The following is a 24,215-nucleotide window of genomic DNA, read 5'->3' as shown; positions in this document are numbered from 1 at the left end:
CGACCCGCGTGGCTTCGCGCGACATGATTAAAAAACAACCAGTAACGTTAGGAAAGCACACTTTCGCATAAGTCACGGTTTTTCTTGAGTTTTTCCACAGGCAAAATACGACTTGCCCACAATTGCTGTGGGTGGTCCTGTGGATAACTTGTTGGTGAAAGGCTAAGGAGCGCGGCGGGGTTGCTGTTGACGGGTATTGGTTGATTTTTGATCTATTGTGTTTCTGTAGGAGCCAACTTGTTGGCGAGGCGGTGTGATCCGTTACACCGCATCAAGCCCTTAGCCAACAAGCCCGCTCCTACAGAAGTTTCGTATGCGGCTTATTCGTGGTTAACCGCAACACCCTTCAGGTAGGGCGCTGGCGCCGCGCCAAGGTTTTCCAGCAGGCGGGCGCTGTACCAATCCACAAAGTTGACCACACCGAACTCATAGGTCTTCGAGTACGGGCCTGGCTGGTAAGCGTCGGAGTTGATACCGCGTTGGTTTTCTTCAGCCAGACGACGGTCCTGGTCGTTAGTGGCGTCCCACACTTGGCGCATGCGATCGACGTCGTAATCAACGCCTTCAACCGCATCTTTGTGCACCAGCCACTTGGTGGTGACCATGGTTTCTTGCGCGCCCAGCGGCCATACCGTGAAGACGATGATGTGATCGCCCATGCAGTGGTTCCAGGAGTGCGGCAGATGCAGAATGCGCATCGAGCCCAAGTCCGGGTTTTTGATGCGGCCCATTAGCTTTTTGCTGCCGACTTTGCCGTCGATAGTCATCGACACGGTGCCTTTAAGCAGCGGCATACGTACGATGCGATTACGCAGGCCAAAGCTGGCATGAGCGTAAGGAATCTTCTCGGCTTCCCATGCGGCAGCAGAAGCAGCTACGTGGTCCTTGAACGCCTGGTCAGCGCGCGGATCGGTAACGTCGTCCCATTCCAGCAGGGTCTTCAACAATTCCGGGTGCGACGCGTTGCAGTGGTAGCACTCGCGGTTGTTTTCCAGCACCAGCTTCCAGTTGGCTTTCTCCAGCAAGGTGGTGGTAATCGCCACCTTGGTGTTCTCCATGTCGTACGGTTCCATGTAGTGCGTCAGCGTCTGCAGGAACTCGTCGATGGCCGGCGGTGTTTCAGCCAGGCTGATAAAGATGTATCCACCTGCCGTTTTCACGTTCACAGGCTTGAGGCCGTACTGCTTCATGTCGAAGTCGGCACCCATTTCGGTACCGGCAAACAACAGACGTCCGTCCAGCTCATAGGTCCACTGGTGGTAATGGCACACCAGCTTGGCAACCTTGCCCTTGTCGCTGGTGCACAAACGCGAACCGCGGTGACGACATACGTTGTGGAACGCGTGCACCTGGCCTTCGGCGCCGCGAATCACGATGATCGGGTTTTTACCGACTTGCAGGGTGATGTAGTTACCCTTGGTCGGTATCTCGCAGGTCATGCCCGCGATCAACCACTCTTTTTGAAAGATTTCCTGCATGTCGATTTCATAAAGCCGCTCGTCGCTGTAAAAAGGCTGCGGCAGCGAAAACGTGCGTTCGCGGTTCTGCAGCATCTCGGCGGTGGCCTTACGTGCGGGTTCCAGCGGATCGCCCAAGCTCAAGGTTGCGGTGACGTCCATCTTTCAGTTACCTCATGACCGTTTCGAACGGTCGGCGAATGTGGCTAATACGGTTCTTTGTAGCTTTTAGCACGCAAGGTGTCGGTACGTTTGCCGCCCATGCTTATGAATGGCGTCTTACAGATTTCTTATAAAAAAGCGCACAACTAATTAACGGCGAGTGTGAGGTCGGGCGCTGACTGATCCTTATCCATGGGCGACATGGCCGAATCCGTTTCCGACGCGCCAACCCCAGTCGTTGGGGGCTGGTTGCGATTAGTACGTCAATGTCGCAGATAGGTAAGTGGCCACGCTGCTCCTTACGCAGAATCCGCACCATAAGGTCGACATTCGACCGTGGAGATAAGCATGTCCAATAGTTTCCTCAATCCGGTAAATACCCAGACATGGGCTAATGGCCGCCACCCTGTGCGCGTCGTCAAGGTGATTCAGGAAACCTGGGACGTGCGGACCTTCTGTTTCATGGCCGACCAGCCAATCATGTTCTTCTTCAAGCCCGGTCAGTTCGTGACATTGGAACTTGAAATCGACGGCGTACCGGTGATGCGTTCCTACACCATTTCCAGCTCACCGTCGGTGCCGTACAGCTTCTCCATCACCATCAAGCGGGTGCCTGGCGGTAAGGTTTCGAATTACCTGCACGACACCTTGCATGAAGGTCAGGAACTGGCAGTGCACGGTCCGGTGGGCTTGTTCAATGCCATGGACTTCCCTAATCCGAAAATCCTGTACCTCAGCGGCGGTGTCGGGATTACGCCGGTTATGTCCATGGCGCGCTGGTTCTATGACACCAACGCCAATGTCGACATGGTTTTCGTGCACAGCGCCCGTACCCCGAAAGACATCATTTATCATCGCGAGCTGGAGCACATGGCGTCGCGGATCGATAACTTCAGCCTGCATCTGATTTGTGAAAAACATGGTTTAGGCGAGCCATGGGCGGGTTATCGCGGTTATTTGAATCAAAAAATGCTGGAATTGATGGTTCCGGACTTTTTGGATCGCGAGGTGTTTTGCTGCGGGCCTACGCCGTACATGACGGCAGTGAAGCGTTTGCTGGAAGCCAATGGCTTCAACATGGCCCAGTACCACGAGGAATCATTCGGTGCGACGCCGCCAGAAGCCCGTGCAGATGCGGTTGAACAAGCCGAAATTGCTGCTGACGCGCCGGAAGTGGATCTGGCGGACCTGCATCAGGTTGAATTCATTTCGGCGGGCAAAAGCATTCGTGTGGCACCGGGTGAAACCGTTCACGCAGCGGCTGCCAAGCTTGGCCTGCTAATCCCCAAAGCCTGTGGCATGGGAATCTGCGGCACCTGCAAAGTGATGAAGCTGGGCGGGGAAGTGGAGATGGAGCACAACGGCGGCATTACCGACGAAGACGTGGCCGAGGGATACATCCTGTCGTGCTGCAGCGTGCCGAAGGGGGATGTGCGGATCGACTTCTAAGTCGTCTGGCACAAGTCTTTGCAGGAGCCAACGTGTTGGCGAGAGGCCTTTGCGGTGTGTGCCCCTGAATCGCCTTGCCAACAAGTTGGCTCCTACAGGTGTTGTGACGTCCTGCCTACAGACTAAAGCGCGCAACCATGTTGTTCAGGTCCAGGGCCAGGCGCGAAAGTTCGTTGCTGGCGGCGCTGGTTTGGTGGGCGCCGGTTGACGATTGCACGGACAGGTCGCGGATGTTCACCAAATTGCGGTCCACCTCGCGAGCGACTTGGGCTTGTTCTTCTGCCGCGCTGGCGATCACCAGGTTGCGCTCGTTGATCTGCACGATAGCCATGTTGATGGTGTCCAGCGCCAGGCCCGCGCCTTTGGCGATGTTCAGGGTCGATTCAGCGCGCTCGGTGCTGTTGCGCATGGAGTTCACCGCCTGTTCGGTGCCGCCTTGAATACTACCAATCATCCGCTCGATTTCACTGGTAGATTGCTGGGTGCGATGGGCCAATGCCCGAACTTCGTCGGCCACCACCGCAAAGCCACGACCGGCTTCACCCGCACGGGCCGCTTCGATGGCGGCGTTAAGGGCCAGCAAGTTGGTCTGGTCAGCCAGGCCGCGAATTACGTCCAGCACTTTGCCGATATCACGGGATTCATTAGCCAGATTACCCACCAGTTCAGCGGTGCTTTTAACGTCACCACTCATGCGTTCGATGGCGTTGACGGTTTCCATCACCAAATCCCGGCCATCGCCCGCTGAGCGTGTGGCGTCTTTCGAGGCATCGGACGTGCTGACGGCATTACGCGCCACTTCTTCCACGGCGCTGGTCATCTGGTTGACTGCCGTCGCGGCTTGCTCAATCTCATTATTCTGTTGCACCAAACCACGCGCGCTTTCGTCGGTGACGGTGTTCAACTCTTCTGCCGCCGAAGCCAGTTGAGTAGCCGAGCCAGAAATATGCTGCAGCGTATCGCGAAGTTTTTCCTGCATCTTCTGCATGGCTGCCAAAAGGCGGCCGGCTTCATCGCGACCTTCGACCTTGATCGGGCGCGTCAGATTGCCTTCAGCGATGCCCTCTGCCGCTGCCAATGCCTGGGCAATAGGCTGGGTAATGCTAGTTGTCAGCAACCAGGCGAACAGAACAGTGAGGATGGTGGCGGCAATCAACAACGCAATCACCATCATCGAAGCGACGGAATATTGGTCGGCAGCCTGATGGTTGGTGTCAGAGGTCTGCGCATCGTTGATGTCCAGCAGCTTGCCCAGCACCGCGTTGGTGTCGTCCGAGTTTTTCAGCAATTCGTTGTTCAGCAGATCGCGCAATGCGTCGATTTGGTTCGCTTGAGACAACGAAAACATCTTGGCTTCCAGCACGCGATATTCGGCGAGCTTCTGCACGTACTGGTCGTAGAGTGCGCGCTCTGCAGGGCTCTGGATCAGTTTTTCGTAGATGCCTTGAGCGGTGCGGATCTGCTCGTTGCGCACTTTGAAGATATCGATGGTCTTGAGCTGTACGTCTGGCTCGCGGTTGAGCAGCACCCGGTACGAAAGCGTGCGCAGGCGATAGTTGATTTTAGTCAGCTCATCGATGCTCTTGATGCTCGGCACGCTGGTGTTTTCGATATTCACCGCAGCAGACCGGATGACGCTCATTTGGGTCAGTGCACAGATGCCCAACACCAGCATCAGGCCTCCGATCAAGGCGAAGCCGAGAAAGGCGCGCGGGGCGATATTCATACTGCGAAGTGACATGGGATATTCCAGAAGTTGCGCGCAATCCGTGCGCGCGGGCAGGGAACAATATTTGTTTCCTTGCCTATCGGTCTGAAATGCCAAGTCTTGAGGGGTAACGCTGTTTTTAAAGCAAAATAGTGGCTATTAGCCATTTTTTAGCAAAAAAATCCCTCGAACCGACCGATGTCCTGTCGAAGATCGGCGCTTACAGTCTGAAGCGTTGAACCATGCTGCTCAGGTCTACCGCCAGGCGCGATAACTCGCCACTGGCCGAACTGGTTTGGCTGGCACCGGTAGCCGATTGCACCGACAGGTCACGAATGTTCACCAGGTTGCGATCCACTTCACGAGCGACTTGCGCCTGCTCTTCAGCCGCGCTGGCGATCACCAGGTTGCGCTCATTGATCTGCAGGATGGCCGCGTTGATCGTGTCCAGGGCAAGGCCCGCGCCTTTGGCGATATTCAACGTCGATTCGGCGCGCTCGGTGCTGTTGCGCATGGAGTTCACCGCTTGTTCGGTGCCACCCTGGATGCTGCCAATCATGCGTTCGATTTCGCTGGTAGATTGCTGGGTGCGATGGGCCAATGCCCGAACTTCGTCGGCCACCACCGCAAAGCCACGGCCGGCTTCACCAGCGCGTGCAGCTTCGATGGCGGCGTTGAGGGCCAGCAAGTTAGTCTGGTCAGCCAGGCCGCGAATCACGTCCAACACTTTGCCGATATCACGGGATTCATTGGCCAGGTTGCCGATCAGTTGCGCTGTGCTCTGCACATCGCCGCTCATGCGTTCGATGGCACCAACGGTCTCCATGACCAATTCCCGCCCATCGCCAGCCGACGTGGTGGCGCTTTTTGAGGCGTCGGAGGTGCTGACAGCGTTGCGAGCGACTTCTTCCACTGCGGTGGTCATTTGATTGACCGCCGTTGCAGCCTGTTCGATTTCTTTATTTTGCTGCGCCAGGCCCTTGGCACTTTCATCAGTGACGGCGTTCAGTTCTTCAGCGGCCGAGGCCAGCTGAGTGGCCGAGCCTGAAATGCGGTGCAGTGTGTCGCGCAGCTTTTCCTGCATCTTTTGCATCGCTTTGAGCAGCCGACCTATTTCGTCGCTGCCCTCAGCCTTTATCTGACGCGTAAGGTTGCCCTCGGCAATGGCTTCAGCAACCAATAATGCTTCGGACACAGGCTGCGTAATGCTATTGGTCAGCAGCCAGGCAAACAGCATCGTCAGAACAGTCGCGATAACCAACAGCCCGACCACCATATTAAAGGCCAGGGAATACTGGCTGGTGTCCTGAGCGTTGGCAATGTTCATTTGGCGGGTATTGATGTCGACCAGCTTGCCCAGGACGACATTCATCTGGTCCGAGTTTTCTTGAAGATCGACGTTAAGCAGGGTGCTCAATTCGTCGAGCTTATTGGCGCGGCTCAGGCTTTTCATGCGGTCTTCGAGTTGACGGTACTGAGCGAGCAATTGCTTGAATTGGCTGTATGTCGCTAGTTCTTCAGGATCATCAATGAGTTTTTCATACGCCGCTTGGGCATCGGTGACCATTTGGTCGCGCTTGCCTATCAAGTCGATGGTTTTCTCCTGAATCGCCGGATCACGGGCGAGCAGCAGTCGAAAGGACAGCACCCGGAGCCGAACGCTGTGTTCCACCAGCTTGTCCAGGTTTCTGATGCTGGGTAATGTGTTTTCACTGATCTGCAGGCCTGAATTACGGATCGAATTCATTTGCATCAAAGCAAAGACCCCGAGGACTAGCATCAATGCGCCAATCAAGGAAAATCCAAGAAATGCGCGCGGCGCGATATTGATATTTCTAAGGGACATAGGACTTCCGGGGGCGGCGCATTCCGTGCGGCAGGGAACAGAAGAGAACAGCGTGTATCAGCTATCGGACATAACCCTGAAGTCTTGAGCTGTTATTTGGCTTTGGGACGGTCTGACGAGTTGCAGGAACCAGATAGGGAAAAGGCAGTCAGTTACCACTCGTTATGCATTTACGCTGCGGTGACTTTTCTTTATCGTGTGCGCCCTTGAAATTTGCTTGAGAAATCAAAATGTTGGAAGCATCCCTGAGTCAATTGGAACAACTGGTCGGTGATCTGGTGCAACAGAACCAGGCCCTGCATAGCCGCAACACGGAGCTGAGCGCAGAGTTGGCCCAAGTGAAGGATGAAAACGACGGCTTGCAGCTGGGCTTGCTGGAGCAGGAAGAAAAACAGGGCGCAACCGCCGCTCGGATTCAGGCATTGGTTGATCGTGCCACCAGCGTTACCGCTGTCAGCGCATGAGTATCGACGGGGACGCAGTTAAGGTCGTCTCGATTCTGGGCAATGACTATTCGATCAAGGCACCGGTCGGTGAAGAGCACACGCTGCGGGAAGCGGCGGTCATGCTCAAATCAGCCTTGGCGGACACCAAGCGTAAGTACCCGACGCTGATCGGCGACAAATTACTGGTATTGGCTGCGTTGAACCTGTGTTCGCAGCAGATCGAACTCAAGCGGCAGCACAATAAGGAACTCAACCGTTATCAAGAGCAAGTCAGCGCCACGGTTGAAGTGATCGCCAAGACTATCGCCCAGGGGTAAGGACACATTACCTGTAGGAGCCAACTTGTTGGCGATGCAAGCAGCGCGGTACATCTGAAGACTGCAGTGCTGCTGACATCGCCAACACGTTGGCTCCTACAGAAGTGCGGCAGTCAACGCGATGTGTCAGATATACCGGAGCGCTTGAGTCATCCCGCCTGCATCACCAACCGAATATCCGCTGCCAATTCGCGTACGCGGTCTTCTTCGGTGTCCCATGAGCACATGAATCGCGCGCCGCCGTCGCCGATGAAGGTATAAAAGCGCCAGCCTTTATTGGTCAGTGCTTTGACCGCGGGTTCTGACATTTGCAAGAACACACCGTTGGCCTGTACCGGGAACATCAGTTCCACGCCGGGAATGCCTTTCACCAATTCCGCGAGCAGCTGCGCGCAGTGGTTGGCGTGGCGTGCGTGTTTGAGCCAAGCGTCGTTTTCCAGCAGGCCAACCCATGGCGCTGAGAGAAAGCGCATCTTCGACGCCAGTTGCCCGGCTTGTTTGCACCGGTAATCGAAGTCTTCAGCCAGTTTATGGTTAAAGAACAGAATCGCCTCGCCCACTGCCATGCCGTTTTTAGTCCCGCCAAAGCACAGCACGTCGATGCCGGCTTTCCACGTCAGCTCCGCCGGAGTGCAATTAAGGAAGGCGCAGGCATTAGAAAATCGCGCGCCGTCCATGTGCAGGTTCAGCCCCAGTTCTTTGCAGGTAGCGCTGATAGCCTTGAGTTCATCGATTTGATAGACGCTGCCCACTTCAGTCGCTTGGGTCAACGTCACTACCCGCGGCTTGGGGTAATGAATGTCTTTTCGCTTGAGGGCAACTTCGCGAATGGATTCTGGGGTTAGCTTGCCGTTTTCACTGCGGGCGGTCAGCAGCTTGGAGCCGTTGGAGAAGAACTCCGGCGCGCCGCATTCGTCGGTTTCGACGTGGGCAGTTTCTGAGCAGATAACGCTGTGATAACTCTGGCATAACGACGACAGCGCTAAAGAGTTGGCTGCGGTGCCGTTAAAGGCGAAAAACACTTCGCAGTCGGTTTCGAACAATTTGCGGAAATGATCGGAGGCGCGAGCAGTCCATTCATCATCGCCATAAGCGCGCTGGTGTCCTTGATTGGCCTGCTCCATGGCAGCCCAGGCCTCGGGGCAGATCCCGGAGTAGTTGTCGCTGGCAAACTGCTGGCTTTTATCTGTCATGGCCGACTCCCTGTGATCGATTATGGTGCGCACTTTACCCAGAATATCTGGCTCAGGTCATGCGTTGTTCTGTTTTGCCGGAGCTTGAAGTGTCAGGAAGCTTTATGAAGCCATTACAAACGATGCCAAGAGACTCTGCGCTGGACCTGTTGAAGTGGCTGGCGATGCTGAGCATGGTGCTCGACCATCTGCGCTATGTGGGCTGGTCGCTGAACATTTTGTATGTGCCGGGACGGTTGGCGTTCCCTTGGTTTTGCCTGGCGATTGCCGTCAATGTTGCACGTAAAGGTGAGGGGCAGAGTCTCCAGTGGCGTTATTTGGGATGGTTAGTACTATTCGCCTGTGTGGCGGAGCTGCCTTATCGGCTGTACATGGCGGACGAGGCCAATACCCTGAACGTGATGCCGACCTTGGCGTTGGGACTGCTGGTGGCCCGGAGCTGGCGTGATCGCTCGGCGTCCTCGTGGCTGCTGGCGGGCATCTCATTACTGGCGGGATGGTTTTTTAGTAGCCAACTGATGTTCGGCTTTTATGGGGTGTTGTTGCCGCTGGCATGTGTGCTGGTGCTGCGCAGGCCCTGGTACACAGCGTTATTGCCGGGCGCCGTATGCCTGGCGGGCAATGCATGGCCGGAAATGTTTGCGGGCGCCAGTTGGGGGGACCCGGTTTCGATTGGTGGAATTGCTGTGTGCCTGTTTGCGCCGTTGATCGGGCTGGCGATCTTGCGCTCAAAACCACCTGTCGCCATCTGGCCCATGCGCCGCTGGGCGTATGCGATCTATCCGCTGCATTTTATGGTGTTGCTGGGGCTGAGGAAATTACTCGGACTGTAGGAGCGCGCTTGCCCGCGATCGGCTGCGCAGCAGTCGCAAACAGGTCGATGCATTCCTCCAGTTAAAACTGGGTTAACCATTTGGGACCGCTGCGCCATCCATGGCGGGCAAGCGCGCTCCTACGTCTTTGGCCACCAATTATCTCTGCGCGCCAAGGCATGTCGTAAACGCACCTTTGCGTGGCGTCCATGGGCATTTGGCCTGTCTGCGTCGGACCTACCATCGCATCCAGAGGGCGCTCTACAAGCCCTATCGATAAGCCAGGCGCAGCGCCGCCGCTGGGAGAACCGCGATGTTCAGCAAGCTAGACCAAATCCAAGGTTATGACGATGCACTGTTGGCAGCCATGAATGCCGAGGAGCAACGCCAGGAAGACCATATTGAGCTGATCGCTTCGGAAAACTACACCAGCAAACGCGTGATGGAAGCTCAGGGCAGCGGCCTGACCAATAAATATGCCGAAGGCTATCCCGGCAAACGCTACTACGGCGGCTGTGAGCACGTCGACAAGGTCGAGCTGCTGGCCATTGAACGCGCCAAGCAACTGTTCGGCGCTGACTACGCCAACGTCCAGCCACATTCCGGCAGCCAGGCGAACGCTGCTGTTTATCTGGCCCTGTTGAATGCAGGCGACACCGTGCTGGGCATGAGCCTGGCCCACGGCGGCCACTTGACCCACGGCGCCAAAGTCAGCTTCTCCGGCAAGCTCTATAACGCCGTGCAATATGGCATCGACACCACCACCGGCTTGATCGATTACGACGAAGTCGAGCGTATTGCCGTCGAAAGCAAACCAAAAATGATCATCGCGGGTTTTTCGGCGTATTCGAAAACCCTGGATTTCCCACGGTTCCGCGCCATCGCCGACAAAGTGGGCGCTTACCTGTTCGTTGACATGGCCCACGTTGCCGGTCTGGTTGCCGCTGGCCTGTACCCGAACCCGCTGCCGTACGCTGACGTCGTGACCACCACCACCCACAAAACCCTGCGCGGTCCACGGGGCGGCCTGATCCTGGCCAAAGCCAACGAAGAGCTTGAGAAGAAACTCAACTCCGCGGTGTTCCCTGGTGGTCAAGGCGGCCCGCTGATGCACGTCATCGCGGCCAAGGCCGTATGCTTTAAAGAAGCCATGGAGCCTGGCTTCAAGGCGTATCAGCAACAAGTCATCGACAACGCCCAAGCCATGGCGCAAGTGTTCATGGACCGTGGCTTTGATGTGGTTTCCGACGGCACCGACAACCACCTGTTCCTGGTCAGCCTGATTCGTCAAGGCCTCACCGGGAAAGAAGCTGACGCTGCCTTGGGCCGCGCGCACATTACCGTGAACAAAAACTCGGTACCCAATGATCCACAGTCGCCGTTCGTTACGTCGGGCCTGCGTATCGGCACCCCGGCTGTGACCACGCGCGGTTTTAAAGTGACCCAGTGCGTCGAATTGGCCGGCTGGATTTGTGACATTCTCGACAACCTCGGCGATGCCGACGTCGAGGCCAATGTTGCCAGTCAGGTTGCAGCACTGTGCACCGATTTCCCGGTTTATCGCTGAGTCAGGAGTAGATCCATGCAGCATTACTCAGGCTTCGGCCTCTTCAAGCACTCCCTCAGCCACCATGAAAACTGGCAGAAAATGTGGCGCACGCCGACCCCGAAAAAAGTCTACGACGTGGTTATCGTCGGCGGCGGCGGGCACGGTCTGGCTACGGCTTACTACCTGGCCAAAGAACACGGCATCACTAACGTGGCCGTGGTCGAAAAAGGTTGGTTGGGCGGCGGTAACACCGCGCGCAACACCACCATCGTCCGCTCCAACTACCTGTGGGACGAGTCGGCTCACCTGTACGAACACGCCATGAAGCTGTGGGAAGGCCTGTCCCAGGACATCAACTACAACGTGATGTTCTCCCAGCGCGGCGTCTACAACCTGTGCCACACCCTGCAAGACATGCGCGACTCGGAACGTCGGGTCAGCGCCAACCGTCTGAACGGCGTAGACGGTGAGTTGCTCAATCAGAAACAGGTGGCGGAAGAAATCCCGTACCTCGACTGCTCGAAAAACACCCGTTACCCGATCATCGGCGCCACTGTTCAACGTCGCGGCGGCGTTGCCCGTCACGATGCCGTGGCCTGGGGCTTTGCCCGTGCCGCTGATGCCTTGGGCGTCGACCTGATTCAACAAACCGAAGTCATCGGTTTCCGTAAAGAAAATGGCGTGTGCATCGGTGTGGAAACCAACAAAGGCTTCATCGGCGCCAAGCGCGTCGGTGTGGTGACTGCGGGTAACTCGGGTCACATGGCCAAGCTCGCCGGCTTCCGTCTACCGATTGAATCTCACCCGCTGCAAGCGTTGGTGTCCGAGCCGATCAAGCCGATCATCGACAGCGTCATCATGTCCAACGCGGTCCACGGCTACATCAGCCAGTCCGACAAAGGCGACCTGGTGATCGGTGCCGGTATCGACGGCTGGGTTGGCTACGGTCAGCGCGGCTCGTACCCGGTGATCGAACACACGATTCAGGCCATCGTCGAGATGTTCCCGGTGTTGTCCCGTGTGCGCATGAACCGTCAGTGGGGCGGCATCGTCGACACCACGCCAGACGCATGCCCGATCATTTCGAAAACTCCGGTTGGCAACATGTTCTTCAACTGCGGTTGGGGCACCGGTGGTTTCAAGGCCACGCCAGGCTCAGGCAACGTGTTTGCTGCCAGCCTCGCGAAAGGCGAAATGCACCCATTGGCAAAACCATTCTCCATCGACCGTTTCCATAACGGTGCGTTGATCGATGAACATGGCGCCGCGGCAGTAGCCCACTAACAAAGGCCGCATGAAAACTACTTCGCTCGGCAATACGGCGTTAAAACCAGGCTCGAAATGGTCATTTAGGTACCCTAAACTCCGCTTTCTCGCCTGATTTTGCCTTGTCTTGCCATCGCTCGTTACGTTTTCAAGCGGCTTTGGAGGAATAAAATCTATGTTGCACATCTTCTGTCCTCACTGTGGCGAACTGCGCTCTGAAGAGGAATTCCACGCTTCGGGCCAGGCTCACATTCCGCGTCCGCTGGACCCAAATACCTGCACCGATGCTGAGTGGGGCGACTACATGTTTTTCCGCGATAACCCACGCGGTGTGCACCACGAGTTGTGGGATCACGTAGCCGGTTGCCGTCAGTACTTCAACGCAACCCGTGACACCGTGACCTACGAAATTCTCGAGACTTACCTGATCGGCCAGAAACCGCAGTTCACAGCGAAAGCGGCCAGTCCGGTTTTGGGAGACAAGGCATGAGCCAGAACAATCGCCTGCCTAACGGTGGCCGTATCGACCGTAGCAAGGTGCTGAATTTCACCTTCAACGGCCAGAGTTACCAAGGCTTCGAAGGCGACACACTGGCCGCAGCATTGCTGGCCAATGGCGTTGATATCGTTGGCCGTAGCTTCAAGTATTCACGTCCTCGGGGGATTTTCGCAGCGGGTTCCGAAGAGCCCAACGCGGTGTTGCAGATCGGTTCGACCGAAGCCACGCAGATCCCTAACGTGCGCGCCACGCAACAAGCGCTGTACCAGGGTTTGGTTGCCACCAGCACCAACGGCTGGCCGAGCGTGAACACCGACGTTATGGGAATCCTCGGCAAGGTCGGCGGCAAGCTGATGCCGCCAGGCTTCTACTACAAAACCTTCATGTACCCGCAATCGTTCTGGATGACCTACGAGAAGTACATTCGTAAGGCCGCAGGTTTGGGTCGTTCACCGACCGAGAACGATCCGGACACTTATGACGCAATGAACCATCATTGTGACGTGCTGATTGTTGGCGCTGGCCCTGCGGGTCTGGCTGCGGCATTGGCGGCTGGTCGCAGTGGAGCCCGGGTGATTCTGGCGGACGAGCAGGAAGAGTTCGGCGGCAGTTTGCTGGACAGCCGTGAAAGCCTGGATGGCAAGCCTGCTGCTGAATGGGTTGCCTCGGTAATGGCTGAGTTGAAAAGCTTGCCGGACGTGATTCTGTTGCCTCGCGCCACCGTCAACGGCTACCACGATCATAACTTCCTCACCATTCACGAACGCCTGGCCGATCACCTCGGTGACCGCGCGCCCATCGGTCAAGTGCGCCAACGCATGCACCGGGTTCGCGCCAAGCGCGTGGTTTTGGCCACCGGTACCCACGAACGGCCACTGGTGTACGGCAACAACGACGTGCCGGGCAATATGCTTGCTGGCGCTGTGTCCACCTACGTTCGCCGGTACGGCGTGGCGCCGGGTAAAAAGCTGCTGCTGTCGACCAACAACGATTACGCCTACCGCGTTGCGTTGGACTGGCTCGACGCGAGCCTGCAAGTGGTGGCCATTGCTGACGCACGGGCCAATCCACGTGGTGCTTTGGTTGAAGAAGCCCGCGCCAAGGGCATTCGTATCCTGACCTCCAGCGCTGTGGTTGAAGCCCGTGGCACCAAACGCGTCTCCGCAGCACGGGTTGCCGCCATCGACGTCAAAGGCCATCGGGTTACCAGCCCTGGCGAATGGCTCGATTGCGACCTGGTTGCGACGTCCGGTGGCTACAGCCCAATCGTTCACTTGGCCTCGCACTTGGGTGGCAAGCCGATCTGGCGTGAAGACATTCTCGGTTTCGTACCGGGCGAAGCACCGCAGAAACGCGTGTGCGTCGGCGGTATCAATGGCGTCTTCAGTCTGGCGGATGCATTGGCCGATGGCTTTGAAGGCGGCGCTCGCGCAGCCAATGAGGCTGGGTTCAAAATCGTCGAAGGCACACTGCCGAAGGCGTTGACCCGTCTGGAAGAGCCGACCTTGGCGCTGTTCCAGGTCCCCCACGAAAAATCTACTGCACGGGGCCCGAAGCAATTCGTTGACCTGCAAAACGACGTCACCGCCGCCGCCATCGAGCTGGCGACCCGGGAAGGCTTCGAGTCGGTTGAACACGTCAAACGCTACACCGCACTGGGTTTCGGTACTGATCAAGGCAAGCTCGGCAACGTCAACGGTCTGGCCATTGCGGCCCGCTCGTTGAACATGTCCATCACCGAGATGGGCACCACGATGTTCCGCCCGAACTACACGCCGGTCACATTTGGCGCCATTGCCGGCCGTCACGCCGGTCACATCTTCGAGCCTGTGCGCTTCACCGCGCTGCACGCCTGGCACCTCAAAAACGGTGCTGAATTCGAAGACGTCGGTCAGTGGAAGCGTCCTTGGTACTTCCCGAAAAAGGGTGAGGACCTGCACGCTGCAGTTAGCCGTGAATGCAAAGCCGTACGCGACAGCGTCGGCCTGCTGGATGCGTCCACGCTGGGCAAAATTGACATTCAAGGCCCGGATGCCCGCGAGTTTCTCAACCGTATCTACACTAACGCCTGGACCAAGCTCGACGTGGGCAAGGCGCGTTACGGCCTGATGTGTAAAGAAGACGGCATGGTTTTCGACGACGGCGTAACTGCTTGTATCGCCGACAATCACTTCTTGATGACCACCACCACCGGCGGCGCTGCACGCGTGCTGCAATGGTTGGAAATCTACCAACAGACCGAATGGCCAGACCTGAAGGTGTACTTCACTTCTGTGACCGACCATTGGGCGACCCTGACCTTGTCTGGCCCGAACAGCCGCAAGCTGCTGGCCGAAGTGACTGACATTGATCTGGAGAAAGAAGCGTTCCCGTTCATGACCTGGAAAGAAGGTCTGGTCGGTGGCGTTCCGGCTCGGGTGTTCCGTATCTCGTTCACCGGTGAGCTTTCCTACGAAGTAAACATCCAGGCCGATTACGCCATGGGCGTTCTGGAAAAAATCATCGAGGCCGGCAAGCAGTACAACCTGACCCCGTATGGCACTGAAACCATGCACGTGCTGCGGGCCGAGAAGGGCTTCATTATCGTCGGCCAGGACACCGATGGCTCGATGACCCCGGACGACTTGAACATGGGCTGGTGTGTTGGCCGCACTAAACCGTTCTCGTGGTTGGGCTGGCGTGGGATGAACCGCGAAGACTGCGTGCGTGATCAACGTAAACAGTTAGTGGGTCTCAAGCCGATCGATCCGACCAAGTGGTTGCCGGAAGGCGCGCAGTTGGTGTTCGACACTAAACAGTCGATCCCGATGACCATGGTGGGACACGTGACGTCGAGCTACACCAACGGTTCGCTGGGTTACTCGTTTGCCATGGGCGTTGTGAAAGGCGGCTTGAAGCGCATGGGCGAACGTGTGTTTGCACCGTTGGCCGATGGCAGCGTGATCGAAGCGGAGATTTGTTCTTCGGTGTTCTTCGATCCGAAAGGCGAACAGCAGAACGTTTGACCTGATATGGGGCTGCCGCTTCGCGGCAGATCGCAGCCTTCGGCAGCTCCTGCAGGGTTTGGTGTCGATGTGTTAACAGAATTCAAAACAGGTGCTCTATGACCACAGCCAACGTTTACCAACAACGGCCAACGACCGGTGAAAAAGCCGAGTCACCGTTGTTTCATGCCGACCTCGGCAGCCTGGTCGGCAAGGGCCGGGCTAACCCTGGCGTGATCCTGCGCGACAAGAAACTGCTGGGCCATTTGACCCTCCGTGGCGATGGTCACGACGCCGCCTTCGCAGCGGGTGTGGCCACGGCACTGGGCATGGAATTGCCCGGTCCTCTCAAAGTTGTCGTTAGCGGCGAAAGCTCGCTGCAATGGCTGGGTCCAGATGAGTTTTTGCTGATCGTTCCAACCGGCGAAGAGTTGGGTGCTGAGCAGCGTCTACGCGAAGCGCTGGTTGGGCAGCACATCGCCGTGATCAATGTCAGCGGCGGCCAAAGCCTGCTGGAACTCACCGGGCCGAAGGTTCGTGAAGTGCTGATGAAGTCCACCAGCTATGACGTGCACCCGAGCAACTTTCCGGTGGGCAAAGCCGTCGGCACCGTGTTCGCCAAGTCGCAATTGATGATTCGTCGTACTGGCGAAGAAACCTGGGAATTGGTCATCCGCCGCTCGTTCTCCGATTACTGGTGGATGTGGTTGCAAGATGCCAGTGCTGAGTATGGGTTGAGTATTGCGGCGTGATGTGAAGCCTTGGCGAGAAGCCAGACGATGAAGATTCAACCAGGAGCAACCGATAGATGAGCCGCGCCCCCGACACATGGATTCTGACTGCCGATTGCCCGAGCGTTTTAGGCACGGTGGACGCGGTGACCCGCTATTTGTTCGAGCAGGGCTGTTACGTCACCGAGCACCACTCCTTTGATGATCGGCTGTCGAGCCGGTTCTTCATCCGCGTCGAATTTCGCCAGCCGGAGGGCTTCGATGAACAGGCTTTTCGTGCAGGCCTGGCGACGCGTGGTGAAGCGTTCGGGATGGTGTTTGAACTGACGGCGCCGAACTATCGGCCGAAAGTAGTGATCATGGTTTCCAAAGCCGATCATTGCCTGAACGACCTGCTTTACCGTCAACGCATCGGGCAATTGTCCATGGACGTTGTGGCGGTGGTGTCCAACCATCCTGACTTGGAACCCTTGGCCCGCTGGCACGACGTCCCGTATTACCATTTCGCCCTGGATCCCAACGATAAAGCCGCACAAGAGCGTCAGGTGTGGCAAGTAATTGAACAATCGGGCGCTGAACTGGTAGTGCTCGCGCGTTACATGCAGGTGTTGTCGCCTGAACTCTGCCGTCGTCTCGATGGCTGGGCAATCAACATCCACCACTCGTTGCTGCCCGGCTTCAAGGGCGCAAAACCGTACCATCAGGCCTACAACAAGGGCGTGAAACTGGTCGGCGCAACGGCGCATTACATCAACAACGACCTCGACGAAGGCCCGATCATTGCCCAAGGCGTCGAAGCGGTCGATCACAGCCACTATCCCGAGGATCTGATCGCCAAAGGTCGGGATGTCGAGGCCCAGACATTGGCGAAGGCGGTGGGTTATCACATCGAGCGGCGGGTGTTCTTGAATGCCAGTCGGACGGTGGTTTTATAAGGTTGACGCAATCTTTGCAGGAGCTACCGCAGGCTGCGATGGGCTGCAAAGCAGTCCTGTTAAAAGCGAACAAATCCGTCTGGTCGATCGCGACCCGGCTTATCGCAGCCTTCGGCAGCTCCTACTGGGGCTGTGGCGAACGCTAAATAACAACAATAGCGAGGTGAAAGCATGTCTGGTAATCGTGGTGTGGTGTATCTCGGCGGCGGCAAGGTCGAAGTACAAACAATCCCTTTCCCGAAAATGGAAAACCCGCAGGGCAAACGTATCGACCATGGCGTGATTCTGCGCGTGGTGTCGACCAACATTTGCGGCTCCGACCAACACATGGTGCGCGGCCGTACCACGGCGCAAACCGGTCTGGTGCTGGGCCATGAAATCACTGGCGAAGTCATCGAAGCCGGTCGCGACGTTGAAAACCTCAAAGTCGGCGACCTGGTATCGGTTCCGTTCAACGTAGCGTGCGGTCGTTGCCGCAGCTGTAAAGAACAGAACACCGGCGTCTGCCTTACCGTCAACCCGGCCCGTCCGGGCGGTGCTTACGGTTACGTCGACATGGGTGACTGGGTCGGTGGCCAGGCTGAATTCGTGCTGGTGCCTTACGCCGATTTCAACCTGTTGAAACTGCCAGATCGCGATGCTGCGATGGAAAAAATCCGCGACCTGACCTGCCTGTCCGACATTTTGCCAACCGGTTACCACGGTGCAGTAACGGCGGGCGTGGGTCCAGGCAGTACCGTTTACGTTGCAGGCGCAGGCCCTGTTGGTCTGGCCGCTGCAGCTTCCGCGCGTTTGCTCGGTGCTGCGGTAGTGATCATCGGCGACGTGAATCCGGTGCGCCTGATTCACGCCAAGGCGCAAGGCTTCGAAATCGCCGACCTGTCCCTGGACACGCCGCTGCACGAACAAATCGCTGCGCTGCTGGGCGAGCCAGAAGTTGACTGCGCCATTGACGCGGTGGGCTTCGAAGCCCGCGGCCACGGTCATGCCGGTGCCAAACACGAAGCGCCAGCCACTGTACTCAACTCATTGATGGGTGTGGTTCGGGTTGCTGGCAAAATCGGCATTCCGGGCCTGTACGTGACTGAAGATCCAGGTGCTGTAGACGCTGCCGCCAAAATGGGCAGCCTGAGCATTCGTCTGGGTCTTGGCTGGGCTAAATCCCACAGCTTCCACACCGGCCAAACTCCGGTCATGAAGTACAACCGCCAACTGATGCAAGCCATCATGTGGGATCGCATCAAAATCGCGGACATCGTTGGCGTTGAAGTAATCAGCCTTGATGAAGCGCCGCGCGGTTATGGCGAGTTTGATGCGGGCGTGCCGAAGAAGTTTGTGATCGATCCGCATAAATTGTTCAGTGCGGCGTAAGTTTCCAACGCAAACAGGAAGGGCGGCTAAATGCCGCCCTTTTTTGTTGCAGCAAACTTAATTGTTTTTAGCGCCTTTGTGGGCGCGCTGCCGATGTAGATGCAGGCAAATGAGCACTGTTTACGGCGGCTACCAAGGAAGAGAGTCGCAGGTTGCGGGGAACGATGTCCCTCCAGTCGCGGTCAAATCGGCAGTTTTCTACCGGTGATGGCCGGGCCCGAATAAAGGAGTTATATCGATGGAAATCAAACGTGCTTTTGCACTCGCAACGCTCATGACCGTAGCTGCAGCACCGGTATTCGCCTTCAACTTTAGCGATGTAACTGACGCTGTTTCTAAGGGCACCAACGGAAACGCCGCGTCTACGCCTCAAGCGGCAGGCTTGGTCAGTGCACTAACGGGCAGTGGCTTGAATGTGACCCCAACTCAAGCGGTCGGTGGTACTGGCGCTTTAATGGGGTTGGCGAAAAACAAGTTGAGTGGCGGTGATTATTCTTCGCTGACCAAATCCGTTCCTGGCCTGGATCAGCTCGCTGGAGCTGGCGCATTGAGCAGCTTGATGGGCAACGCCGGCGGCGCCTCGGCGGCAGGGGCGTTGGGTAACGTCCAGAGCATGGGCGATGTTAATTCGGCCTTCAGCAAGTTAGGCATGAGCAGCGACATGGTGGGGCAATTTACGCCGATTATCTTGAAATACTTGGGTGACCAAGGCACCAGCGGCACGGTCTTGAAAAGCCTGGGTAGCCTCTGGGGCACTGGCGGCTAGCCGCAGCGGTTAGCGCATCGCCGTGCAAAGCGGCGATGCGGGCGTTTACGAATGTTTCACGCGGCTTAGTTTATGCTGGCAGTTACGATTACCGGCGGCTTGCAGGCTTCATCCATTCTGAGGAATTTCCGTACGTGAAATCGATTCTGGCCTTGTTGTCTGTGCTTGCGCTGCCGGTGATGGCAGCTGAGCCAACGTTGTATGGCCGCTATGAGTACATCGGCGTACCGGAAATCGGCGAGGTCTTCAAGGCGAAGATGGACACCGGCGCGTTGACCGCTTCGCTGTCTGCCAAGGACATCGAGCTGTTCAAGCGTGACGGTGAGGATTGGGTACGCTTCAAGCTGGCAACCAAGGATGCCACCGGCAAAGTGTACGAGCACAAGGTTGCGCGCATCAGCAGAATTAAAGGCCGTCTCGACGGCGACGATGAAGAAGAACTCGCCGACCCGGCTAAACGTCCGGTAGTTGATCTTGAGCTGTGCCTGGGCGATGCCAAACGCACCGTCGAGGTCAACCTGGTAGACCGCAGCCACTTCAACTACCCGCTGTTGATTGGCGCTAAGGCGCTAAGAGAGTTCGGCGCGGCGGTGAACCCCGCGCGGCGTTACACGGCGGATAAGCCTGATTGTTGAAATCGCTCCTGCCAACTAACGCCTAACCCATCTGAATCTGTGCGAATTCAACTGTAGGAACGGGCTTGCTCGCGATGGTAACGGCGCGATATTTCACGCAGGCCGCGCCACCTGTGAGCCTTCCTACATGGACTTGCGCCATAGCCCCCGGGCACATAACACCGATGGAATGCCCATTCCAATCCACGACAGCGCATCCCACGCGCCATCGCCCAACAGCGCCGCAAACAGTCCGGCCGCCATCAGTAAACCCATCCAGATCGGATGGGCAAACACGCTCCAGTGACTCGTGTGTTTAACCTTCATCGGGCAGTTTCCGCCCGAAATTCGTCTACACGCACTAGCTTCGCCGCGCGCCGCCGTACCCACCACAGGTACACGCCGCTGCCGAGAACAATAATGGTCAGTACGTCCAGAACGCCCCACAGTATTTTCATCGGCATGCCGCCGTAGTCGCCGAAGTGCAGCGGTTGGGACATCAGCAGGGCGTCCATGTACCACGGGCGGTCGACGATGGCGGTAACGCGCAGGTCGCTGGCGTCGATCAGCACGGGGGTCAGCAAGTGCGAGGTGAGGTGTGTCGCGCCTTTCATAAACACGGCGTAATGGTGCTCACTGGAAAAACGGGTGCCAGGGAATGCAATGAAATCTGCCTCCATACCGGGGGCGGCGGCTTCGGCGATCTCCAGCAAGCGCGTGGCCGGCGCGCGATCCACCAGCGGCGGTGCATCGCGATAGGGCGCGATCATTGCCGCCAGACTGTCGTTGCGCCAGGCATTGATGACCAGGTCGGCGCAGGCGTTGAACACGCCGGTCACACCTACCACCAGTGCCCAGGTCAAGGTCACTACACCGATCAGGTTATGCAGATCCAGCCAGCGCACGCGCCTGGATTTGTTTTGGCGCACGGTGGCAAATTTCAGACGGCGCATGAACGGTGCATAAAGCACCACGCCCGAGACGATGGCGATGACAAACAACAGTCCCATGGCGCCGAGAAACAACATGCCCCACGGGCCGGCGTACATGTCGGTGTGTAGGCGCAGCATGATCATCATGAAGCCGCCGTTGGACGAAGGCTTTTCAAACGCTTCGCCGGTGCGCGCGTCCAGCAGGAAGGTGTGTGAGGAGTTCGGCTCAGTCCCTGCGGTGACGGCCATGATCGTGGTCACGGCGTTGGGCGTGTCGTCGTCCCAGCCAAAATACTGCATGACCTCGCCCGGGCGATGCGCCTCGGCCTTGAGGACAAGCTGTTGCAGGCTCAGCGTCGGCGTGTTGGCGGGCATCTGTTTGAGTTCGGGTGAATTGCCCAGCAGATGGTCAATTTCATGATGAAAAATCAATGGCAGCCCAGTGACTGCGAGCATCAGCAGAAACACGGTGCACATCAGGCTGGTCCAGGTGTGGACGAATGACCAGCGGCGGATAGTTCGGCTTTTCATGTTTTTTCCAAAAGCGAAGGGCCACTTGCGGTAAGTGGCCCTGTTTCGTTCTGTGTGCTTTGAGCTGACGAAGTTAACGACCTGAGGGCCGTGGCATCAATCCCGACACGAACGAGAATATTTCGCGATTGTCTCAGAGCGCGCTGTGGGAAGCAATTAGGTCTGGCAGGGCGTTCTGGCGTTAGACGCTACTATAAAACGTTGTAATTATAAATGATAGAACTTATCATTCTCGTTAGCTTCTCGCCTGCCAATCAGAATTTTCTGTAGCCCATCTCCCTCAATATATTCGGCCTTCCTTCAGGATCGACCATGCTAACTCCCGCTCGACCAAGCATTCCCTTGCGCCCGACCCTACTTGCCTTACTGTGTTCGTTAACGATCAATGCCCAGGGCGCTAATACTGAAACAACGCAGGATGCGGGCAACACTCAAGGGAACGGCAGCATGGCACTGGGTGAGGTAAGCATTGAAGCACAGGCGACTGCGCCGACTTCCAGCCTTCCACCGGTTTACGCAGGCGGCCAAGTCGCCCGAGGGGCGCAATTGGGTGTTCTGGGTAATCAGGACATCATGGACGTGCCCTTCAGCACCACGTCCTTCACCGAAAAACTGATTCGTGATCAACAGGCCGAGACGGTTGGCGACGTGCTGCTGAACGACTCGTCGGTCCGTCAGGCCAGTGGCTATGCCAACCAGTCGCAGGTCTTCATGATCCGTGGTTTACCGCTGGCCGCCGATGACATTTCCTACAATGGTTTGTATGGGGTGCTGCCGCGTCAGATCATCTCCACCGATGCCCTTGAGCGCGTTGAGCTGTTCAAAGGACCGAACGCCTTTGTCAACGGCGTGACGCCGACTGGCTCCGGTATCGGCGGCGGCGTTAACCTGCAACCTAAGCGCGCGGATGATATTCCGTTGCGTCGCTTGAGCATGGACATCAGCGATGACGGCCGGGTCGGCGAGCATCTGGATGTAGGCCAGCGCTTCGGTGAGGGCAACCAATTCGGGGTCCGTGTAAACCTGGCTCAGCGTGAAGGCGACACCGCCATCGACGACGAGAGCAATCGCGCTAAATTATTCGCCATAGGCCTGGATTACCGTGGTGACGCCCTGCGTGTTTCCGGCGACTTTGCCTACCAGAGCGCGCGCATCAACGGCGGCCGCAACTCGGTATTCGTTGGCACTGCAACGCAGATTCCCGACGCGCCTTCGTCGACCACCAACTACAACGCCAAATGGGCGTATACCGACATTCAAGACACCTTTGGCATGATGCGCGCCGAATATGACTTGAACGATCATTGGACGGCGTATGCCGCAGCCGGTCAGAAGCACACCCGTGAAACCGGGAATTACTCGTCGGTCACCTTGACCGACAACCTCGGCAACGCAACGATCGCTGGCTCGTTCATTCCGCACATCGAGGACAACACCAGCGCGATGGCTGGCTTGAACGGCAAGTTTCAAACCGGGCCTGTCAGCCACAAGCTGAACTTCGGCCTGGCCGGTATCTGGACCCAACAGCGCAGCGCCTATAACTTCGATCTGAATGCCCACGCGACCAACATTTATGACCCTGTGGATACCCCGGCTCCGGTGGGTAACCTCCCGGGTGGGGATCTGGGTGATCCAAATGTCGTCGGCAAAACCATCGTTCGCAGCGGTGCGGTGTCCGACACCTTGGGCTTTTTTGATGATCGTGTACTGCTAACACTCGGCCTACGCCGTCAGCAACTGATTGTGCAGGGTTATAGCTACGATGGTGGCAGCCGTACTGCTTTTTACGATGAGTCGATCACCACCCCGGTTTACGGCATTGTGATCAAGCCGTGGGACCACGTGTCTATCTATGCCAACCACATCGAAGGCCTGGCTAAAGGCCCGACCGCACCCACCACTGCGGGTAATTTGACCGTTAGTAACGGCTCCCAAGTGTTCGCGCCTGCCCGTTCGAAACAGACTGAAGCAGGCGTAAAAGTCGACATGGGTACCTACGGCGCAAGCCTGGGTGTGTACCGTATCTCGCAGCCGAGCGACGGTTATACCCAGGTCGTCGATGCCACCACCGCTGTCTATCTTCGCGACGGTGAGCAGATCAACAAAGGGGTTGAGCTGAACGTCTTCGGTGAGCCAGTTGAAGGACTGCGTTTGTTGACTGGCCTGACGCGCATGGAAACCGAGTTAAAAGGAACTGCGGACGGGACCAATGATGGTCATCGTGCCATTGGTGTTCCGACGTTTCAGTTCAACGCCTCGGTCGATTGGGATGTACCTGGCTTGCAAGGCGTATCTCTGAACGGCTTGATGTTACGCACCGGCGGTCAATACGCCGATGCGGCTAACAACCTCAGCTTGCCGACATGGAACCGCTTTGATGTGGGCGCTCGTTACAACTTCAAGGTTGACCAGCGCGACGTCACCGTGCGCGCCACGGTCGAAAACGTTGCAAACAAAGACTATTGGGCCTCCGCACAGGGTGGTTTCCTGACCCAGGGTGATCCGCGTCTGGTTAAATTGTCGGGTTCGATAGACTTCTGATAGCGCGTTCGTTGTTTATAAAAAAGGCCCTGCAGAAGTGATTCTGCGGGGTCTTTTTTTAATGGGATGTCCCGTCCTGAATAAGGTTTACACCTTCTGACCTATC

20 protein-coding genes are annotated in these 24,215 nt (G+C 57.1%); 14 read left to right on the top strand and 6 right to left on the bottom strand.

The window, feature by feature from the left end:
• Positions 1–320 precede the first annotated feature (320 nt).
• On the bottom strand, positions 321–1,619 hold the full coding sequence (gbcA, locus tag JWR17_RS17425) for a glycine-betaine demethylase subunit GbcA (RefSeq protein ID WP_299833188.1): 1,299 nt from the start codon (positions 1,617–1,619) through the stop codon (positions 321–323).
• A 348-nt stretch (positions 1,620–1,967) separates the two neighbouring features.
• On the opposite strand from gbcA, the gene gbcB reads away from it, so the two are divergent.
• Positions 1,968–3,068: a glycine-betaine demethylase subunit GbcB gene (gene gbcB / locus JWR17_RS17420; RefSeq protein ID WP_299833187.1), complete on the top strand. Its 1,101-nt coding sequence runs from the start codon at positions 1,968–1,970 to the stop codon at positions 3,066–3,068.
• Between the two features lie 115 nt (positions 3,069–3,183).
• Here the strand turns inward: gbcB and JWR17_RS17415 are convergent, their stop codons facing one another.
• Together JWR17_RS17415 and JWR17_RS17410 are read right to left on the bottom strand one after the other, a co-directional pair.
• On the bottom strand, positions 3,184–4,809 hold the full coding sequence (locus JWR17_RS17415; protein ID WP_299833186.1) for a methyl-accepting chemotaxis protein: 1,626 nt from the start codon (positions 4,807–4,809) through the stop codon (positions 3,184–3,186).
• Between the two features lie 187 nt (positions 4,810–4,996).
• Positions 4,997–6,622 carry a methyl-accepting chemotaxis protein gene (locus JWR17_RS17410; RefSeq protein ID WP_299833185.1) on the bottom strand — a complete coding sequence of 542 codons (1,626 nt, stop codon included), beginning with the start codon at positions 6,620–6,622 and terminating at the stop codon, positions 4,997–4,999.
• Between the two features lie 230 nt (positions 6,623–6,852).
• On the opposite strand from JWR17_RS17410, the gene JWR17_RS17405 reads away from it, so the two are divergent.
• Positions 6,853–7,086: a hypothetical protein gene (locus JWR17_RS17405; protein ID WP_299833183.1), complete on the top strand. Its 234-nt coding sequence runs from the start codon at positions 6,853–6,855 to the stop codon at positions 7,084–7,086.
• Positions 7,083–7,385: a cell division protein ZapA gene (locus tag JWR17_RS17400; RefSeq protein WP_299833182.1), complete on the top strand. Its 303-nt coding sequence runs from the start codon at positions 7,083–7,085 to the stop codon at positions 7,383–7,385. The genes JWR17_RS17405 and JWR17_RS17400 overlap by 4 nt, the downstream gene beginning before the upstream one ends.
• A 149-nt stretch (positions 7,386–7,534) precedes the next feature.
• Here the strand turns inward: JWR17_RS17400 and JWR17_RS17395 are convergent, their stop codons facing one another.
• Complete coding sequence (locus JWR17_RS17395) at positions 7,535–8,578, bottom strand: low specificity L-threonine aldolase (RefSeq protein ID WP_299833181.1); 1,044 nt, start codon at positions 8,576–8,578, stop codon at positions 7,535–7,537.
• A gap of 104 nt (positions 8,579–8,682) precedes the next feature.
• Between JWR17_RS17395 and JWR17_RS17390 the strand changes: the two genes are divergently transcribed.
• The 10 genes from JWR17_RS17390 to JWR17_RS17345 all read left to right on the top strand — a co-directional run bounded on the left by JWR17_RS17390 (position 8,683) and on the right by JWR17_RS17345 (position 20,126).
• On the top strand, positions 8,683–9,411 hold the full coding sequence (locus tag JWR17_RS17390) for a TraX family protein (protein WP_299833180.1): 729 nt from the start codon (positions 8,683–8,685) through the stop codon (positions 9,409–9,411).
• Positions 9,412–9,703: 292 nt separating this feature from the next.
• Positions 9,704–10,957 carry a serine hydroxymethyltransferase gene (gene glyA, locus JWR17_RS17385; RefSeq protein WP_299833179.1) on the top strand — a complete coding sequence of 418 codons (1,254 nt, stop codon included), beginning with the start codon at positions 9,704–9,706 and terminating at the stop codon, positions 10,955–10,957.
• A gap of 15 nt (positions 10,958–10,972) precedes the next feature.
• Positions 10,973–12,223, top strand: coding sequence for a sarcosine oxidase subunit beta family protein (locus JWR17_RS17380; protein ID WP_299833178.1), 1,251 nt, complete (start codon positions 10,973–10,975; stop codon positions 12,221–12,223).
• Positions 12,224–12,380: 157 nt separating this feature from the next.
• A complete protein-coding gene (locus JWR17_RS17375) occupies positions 12,381–12,695 on the top strand; it encodes a sarcosine oxidase subunit delta (protein ID WP_299833177.1) in 315 nt (104 codons plus the stop codon).
• On the top strand, positions 12,692–15,709 hold the full coding sequence (locus JWR17_RS17370) for a sarcosine oxidase subunit alpha (RefSeq protein WP_299833176.1): 3,018 nt from the start codon (positions 12,692–12,694) through the stop codon (positions 15,707–15,709). The genes JWR17_RS17375 and JWR17_RS17370 overlap by 4 nt, the downstream gene beginning before the upstream one ends.
• Before the next feature lie 98 nt (positions 15,710–15,807).
• The gene (gene soxG / locus JWR17_RS17365) at positions 15,808–16,440 is read left to right on the top strand and encodes a sarcosine oxidase subunit gamma family protein (RefSeq protein ID WP_299833175.1); all 633 of its coding nucleotides are present in this window, start codon (positions 15,808–15,810) and stop codon (positions 16,438–16,440) included.
• Between the two features lie 56 nt (positions 16,441–16,496).
• Positions 16,497–17,354, top strand: coding sequence for a formyltetrahydrofolate deformylase (gene purU / locus JWR17_RS17360; RefSeq protein WP_299833173.1), 858 nt, complete (start codon positions 16,497–16,499; stop codon positions 17,352–17,354).
• Positions 17,355–17,525: 171 nt separating this feature from the next.
• Positions 17,526–18,725, top strand: coding sequence for a formaldehyde dehydrogenase, glutathione-independent (gene fdhA, locus JWR17_RS17355; RefSeq protein WP_299833172.1), 1,200 nt, complete (start codon positions 17,526–17,528; stop codon positions 18,723–18,725).
• Positions 18,726–18,963: 238 nt separating this feature from the next.
• Positions 18,964–19,491 (top strand): DUF2780 domain-containing protein, encoded by a 528-nt coding sequence (locus JWR17_RS17350; RefSeq protein WP_299833171.1) that lies wholly within the window; start codon positions 18,964–18,966, stop codon positions 19,489–19,491.
• 134 nt (positions 19,492–19,625) lie between these two features.
• The gene (locus JWR17_RS17345; protein ID WP_299833170.1) at positions 19,626–20,126 is read left to right on the top strand and encodes an ATP-dependent zinc protease; all 501 of its coding nucleotides are present in this window, start codon (positions 19,626–19,628) and stop codon (positions 20,124–20,126) included.
• Positions 20,127–20,249: 123 nt separating this feature from the next.
• Here the strand turns inward: JWR17_RS17345 and JWR17_RS17340 are convergent, their stop codons facing one another.
• Positions 20,250–20,432, bottom strand: coding sequence for a hypothetical protein (locus JWR17_RS17340; RefSeq protein ID WP_299833169.1), 183 nt, complete (start codon positions 20,430–20,432; stop codon positions 20,250–20,252).
• Complete coding sequence (locus JWR17_RS17335) at positions 20,429–21,568, bottom strand: PepSY domain-containing protein (RefSeq protein WP_299833168.1); 1,140 nt, start codon at positions 21,566–21,568, stop codon at positions 20,429–20,431. Before JWR17_RS17335 ends, JWR17_RS17340 begins: the two co-directional genes overlap by 4 nt.
• Before the next feature lie 312 nt (positions 21,569–21,880).
• Between JWR17_RS17335 and JWR17_RS17330 the strand changes: the two genes are divergently transcribed.
• Positions 21,881–24,109, top strand: coding sequence for a TonB-dependent siderophore receptor (locus tag JWR17_RS17330; protein ID WP_299833167.1), 2,229 nt, complete (start codon positions 21,881–21,883; stop codon positions 24,107–24,109).
• The last annotated feature ends 106 nt before the right edge of the window (positions 24,110–24,215 follow it).

The organism is Pseudomonas sp. (assembly GCF_028293835.1).
Lineage (GTDB): Bacteria > Pseudomonadota > Gammaproteobacteria > Pseudomonadales > Pseudomonadaceae > Aquipseudomonas.
This window is presented reverse-complemented; position numbering and strand designations above follow the sequence as displayed.

What these genes read in the sequence shown, in the direction of transcription:
- JWR17_RS17390 (WP_299833180.1), top strand. Translation starts at nt 8,683, where the DNA reads ATGAAGCCATTACAAACGATGCCAAGAGACTCTGCGCTGGACCTGTTG.
- JWR17_RS17405 (WP_299833183.1), top strand. Translation starts at nt 6,853, where the DNA reads ATGTTGGAAGCATCCCTGAGTCAATTGGAACAACTGGTCGGTGATCTG.
- JWR17_RS17375 (WP_299833177.1), top strand. Translation starts at nt 12,381, where the DNA reads ATGTTGCACATCTTCTGTCCTCACTGTGGCGAACTGCGCTCTGAAGAG.
- JWR17_RS17340 (WP_299833169.1), bottom strand. Translation starts at nt 20,432, where the DNA reads ATGAAGGTTAAACACACGAGTCACTGGAGCGTGTTTGCCCATCCGATC.
- JWR17_RS17410 (WP_299833185.1), bottom strand. Translation starts at nt 6,622, where the DNA reads ATGTCCCTTAGAAATATCAATATCGCGCCGCGCGCATTTCTTGGATTT.
- JWR17_RS17380 (WP_299833178.1), top strand. Translation starts at nt 10,973, where the DNA reads ATGCAGCATTACTCAGGCTTCGGCCTCTTCAAGCACTCCCTCAGCCAC.
- soxG (WP_299833175.1), top strand. Translation starts at nt 15,808, where the DNA reads ATGACCACAGCCAACGTTTACCAACAACGGCCAACGACCGGTGAAAAA.
- JWR17_RS17395 (WP_299833181.1), bottom strand. Translation starts at nt 8,578, where the DNA reads ATGACAGATAAAAGCCAGCAGTTTGCCAGCGACAACTACTCCGGGATC.
- JWR17_RS17350 (WP_299833171.1), top strand. Translation starts at nt 18,964, where the DNA reads ATGGAAATCAAACGTGCTTTTGCACTCGCAACGCTCATGACCGTAGCT.
- gbcB (WP_299833187.1), top strand. Translation starts at nt 1,968, where the DNA reads ATGTCCAATAGTTTCCTCAATCCGGTAAATACCCAGACATGGGCTAAT.
- JWR17_RS17400 (WP_299833182.1), top strand. Translation starts at nt 7,083, where the DNA reads ATGAGTATCGACGGGGACGCAGTTAAGGTCGTCTCGATTCTGGGCAAT.
- JWR17_RS17370 (WP_299833176.1), top strand. Translation starts at nt 12,692, where the DNA reads ATGAGCCAGAACAATCGCCTGCCTAACGGTGGCCGTATCGACCGTAGC.
- glyA (WP_299833179.1), top strand. Translation starts at nt 9,704, where the DNA reads ATGTTCAGCAAGCTAGACCAAATCCAAGGTTATGACGATGCACTGTTG.
- JWR17_RS17415 (WP_299833186.1), bottom strand. Translation starts at nt 4,809, where the DNA reads ATGTCACTTCGCAGTATGAATATCGCCCCGCGCGCCTTTCTCGGCTTC.
- purU (WP_299833173.1), top strand. Translation starts at nt 16,497, where the DNA reads ATGAGCCGCGCCCCCGACACATGGATTCTGACTGCCGATTGCCCGAGC.
- gbcA (WP_299833188.1), bottom strand. Translation starts at nt 1,619, where the DNA reads ATGGACGTCACCGCAACCTTGAGCTTGGGCGATCCGCTGGAACCCGCA.
- JWR17_RS17330 (WP_299833167.1), top strand. Translation starts at nt 21,881, where the DNA reads ATGCTAACTCCCGCTCGACCAAGCATTCCCTTGCGCCCGACCCTACTT.
- fdhA (WP_299833172.1), top strand. Translation starts at nt 17,526, where the DNA reads ATGTCTGGTAATCGTGGTGTGGTGTATCTCGGCGGCGGCAAGGTCGAA.
- JWR17_RS17335 (WP_299833168.1), bottom strand. Translation starts at nt 21,568, where the DNA reads ATGAAAAGCCGAACTATCCGCCGCTGGTCATTCGTCCACACCTGGACC.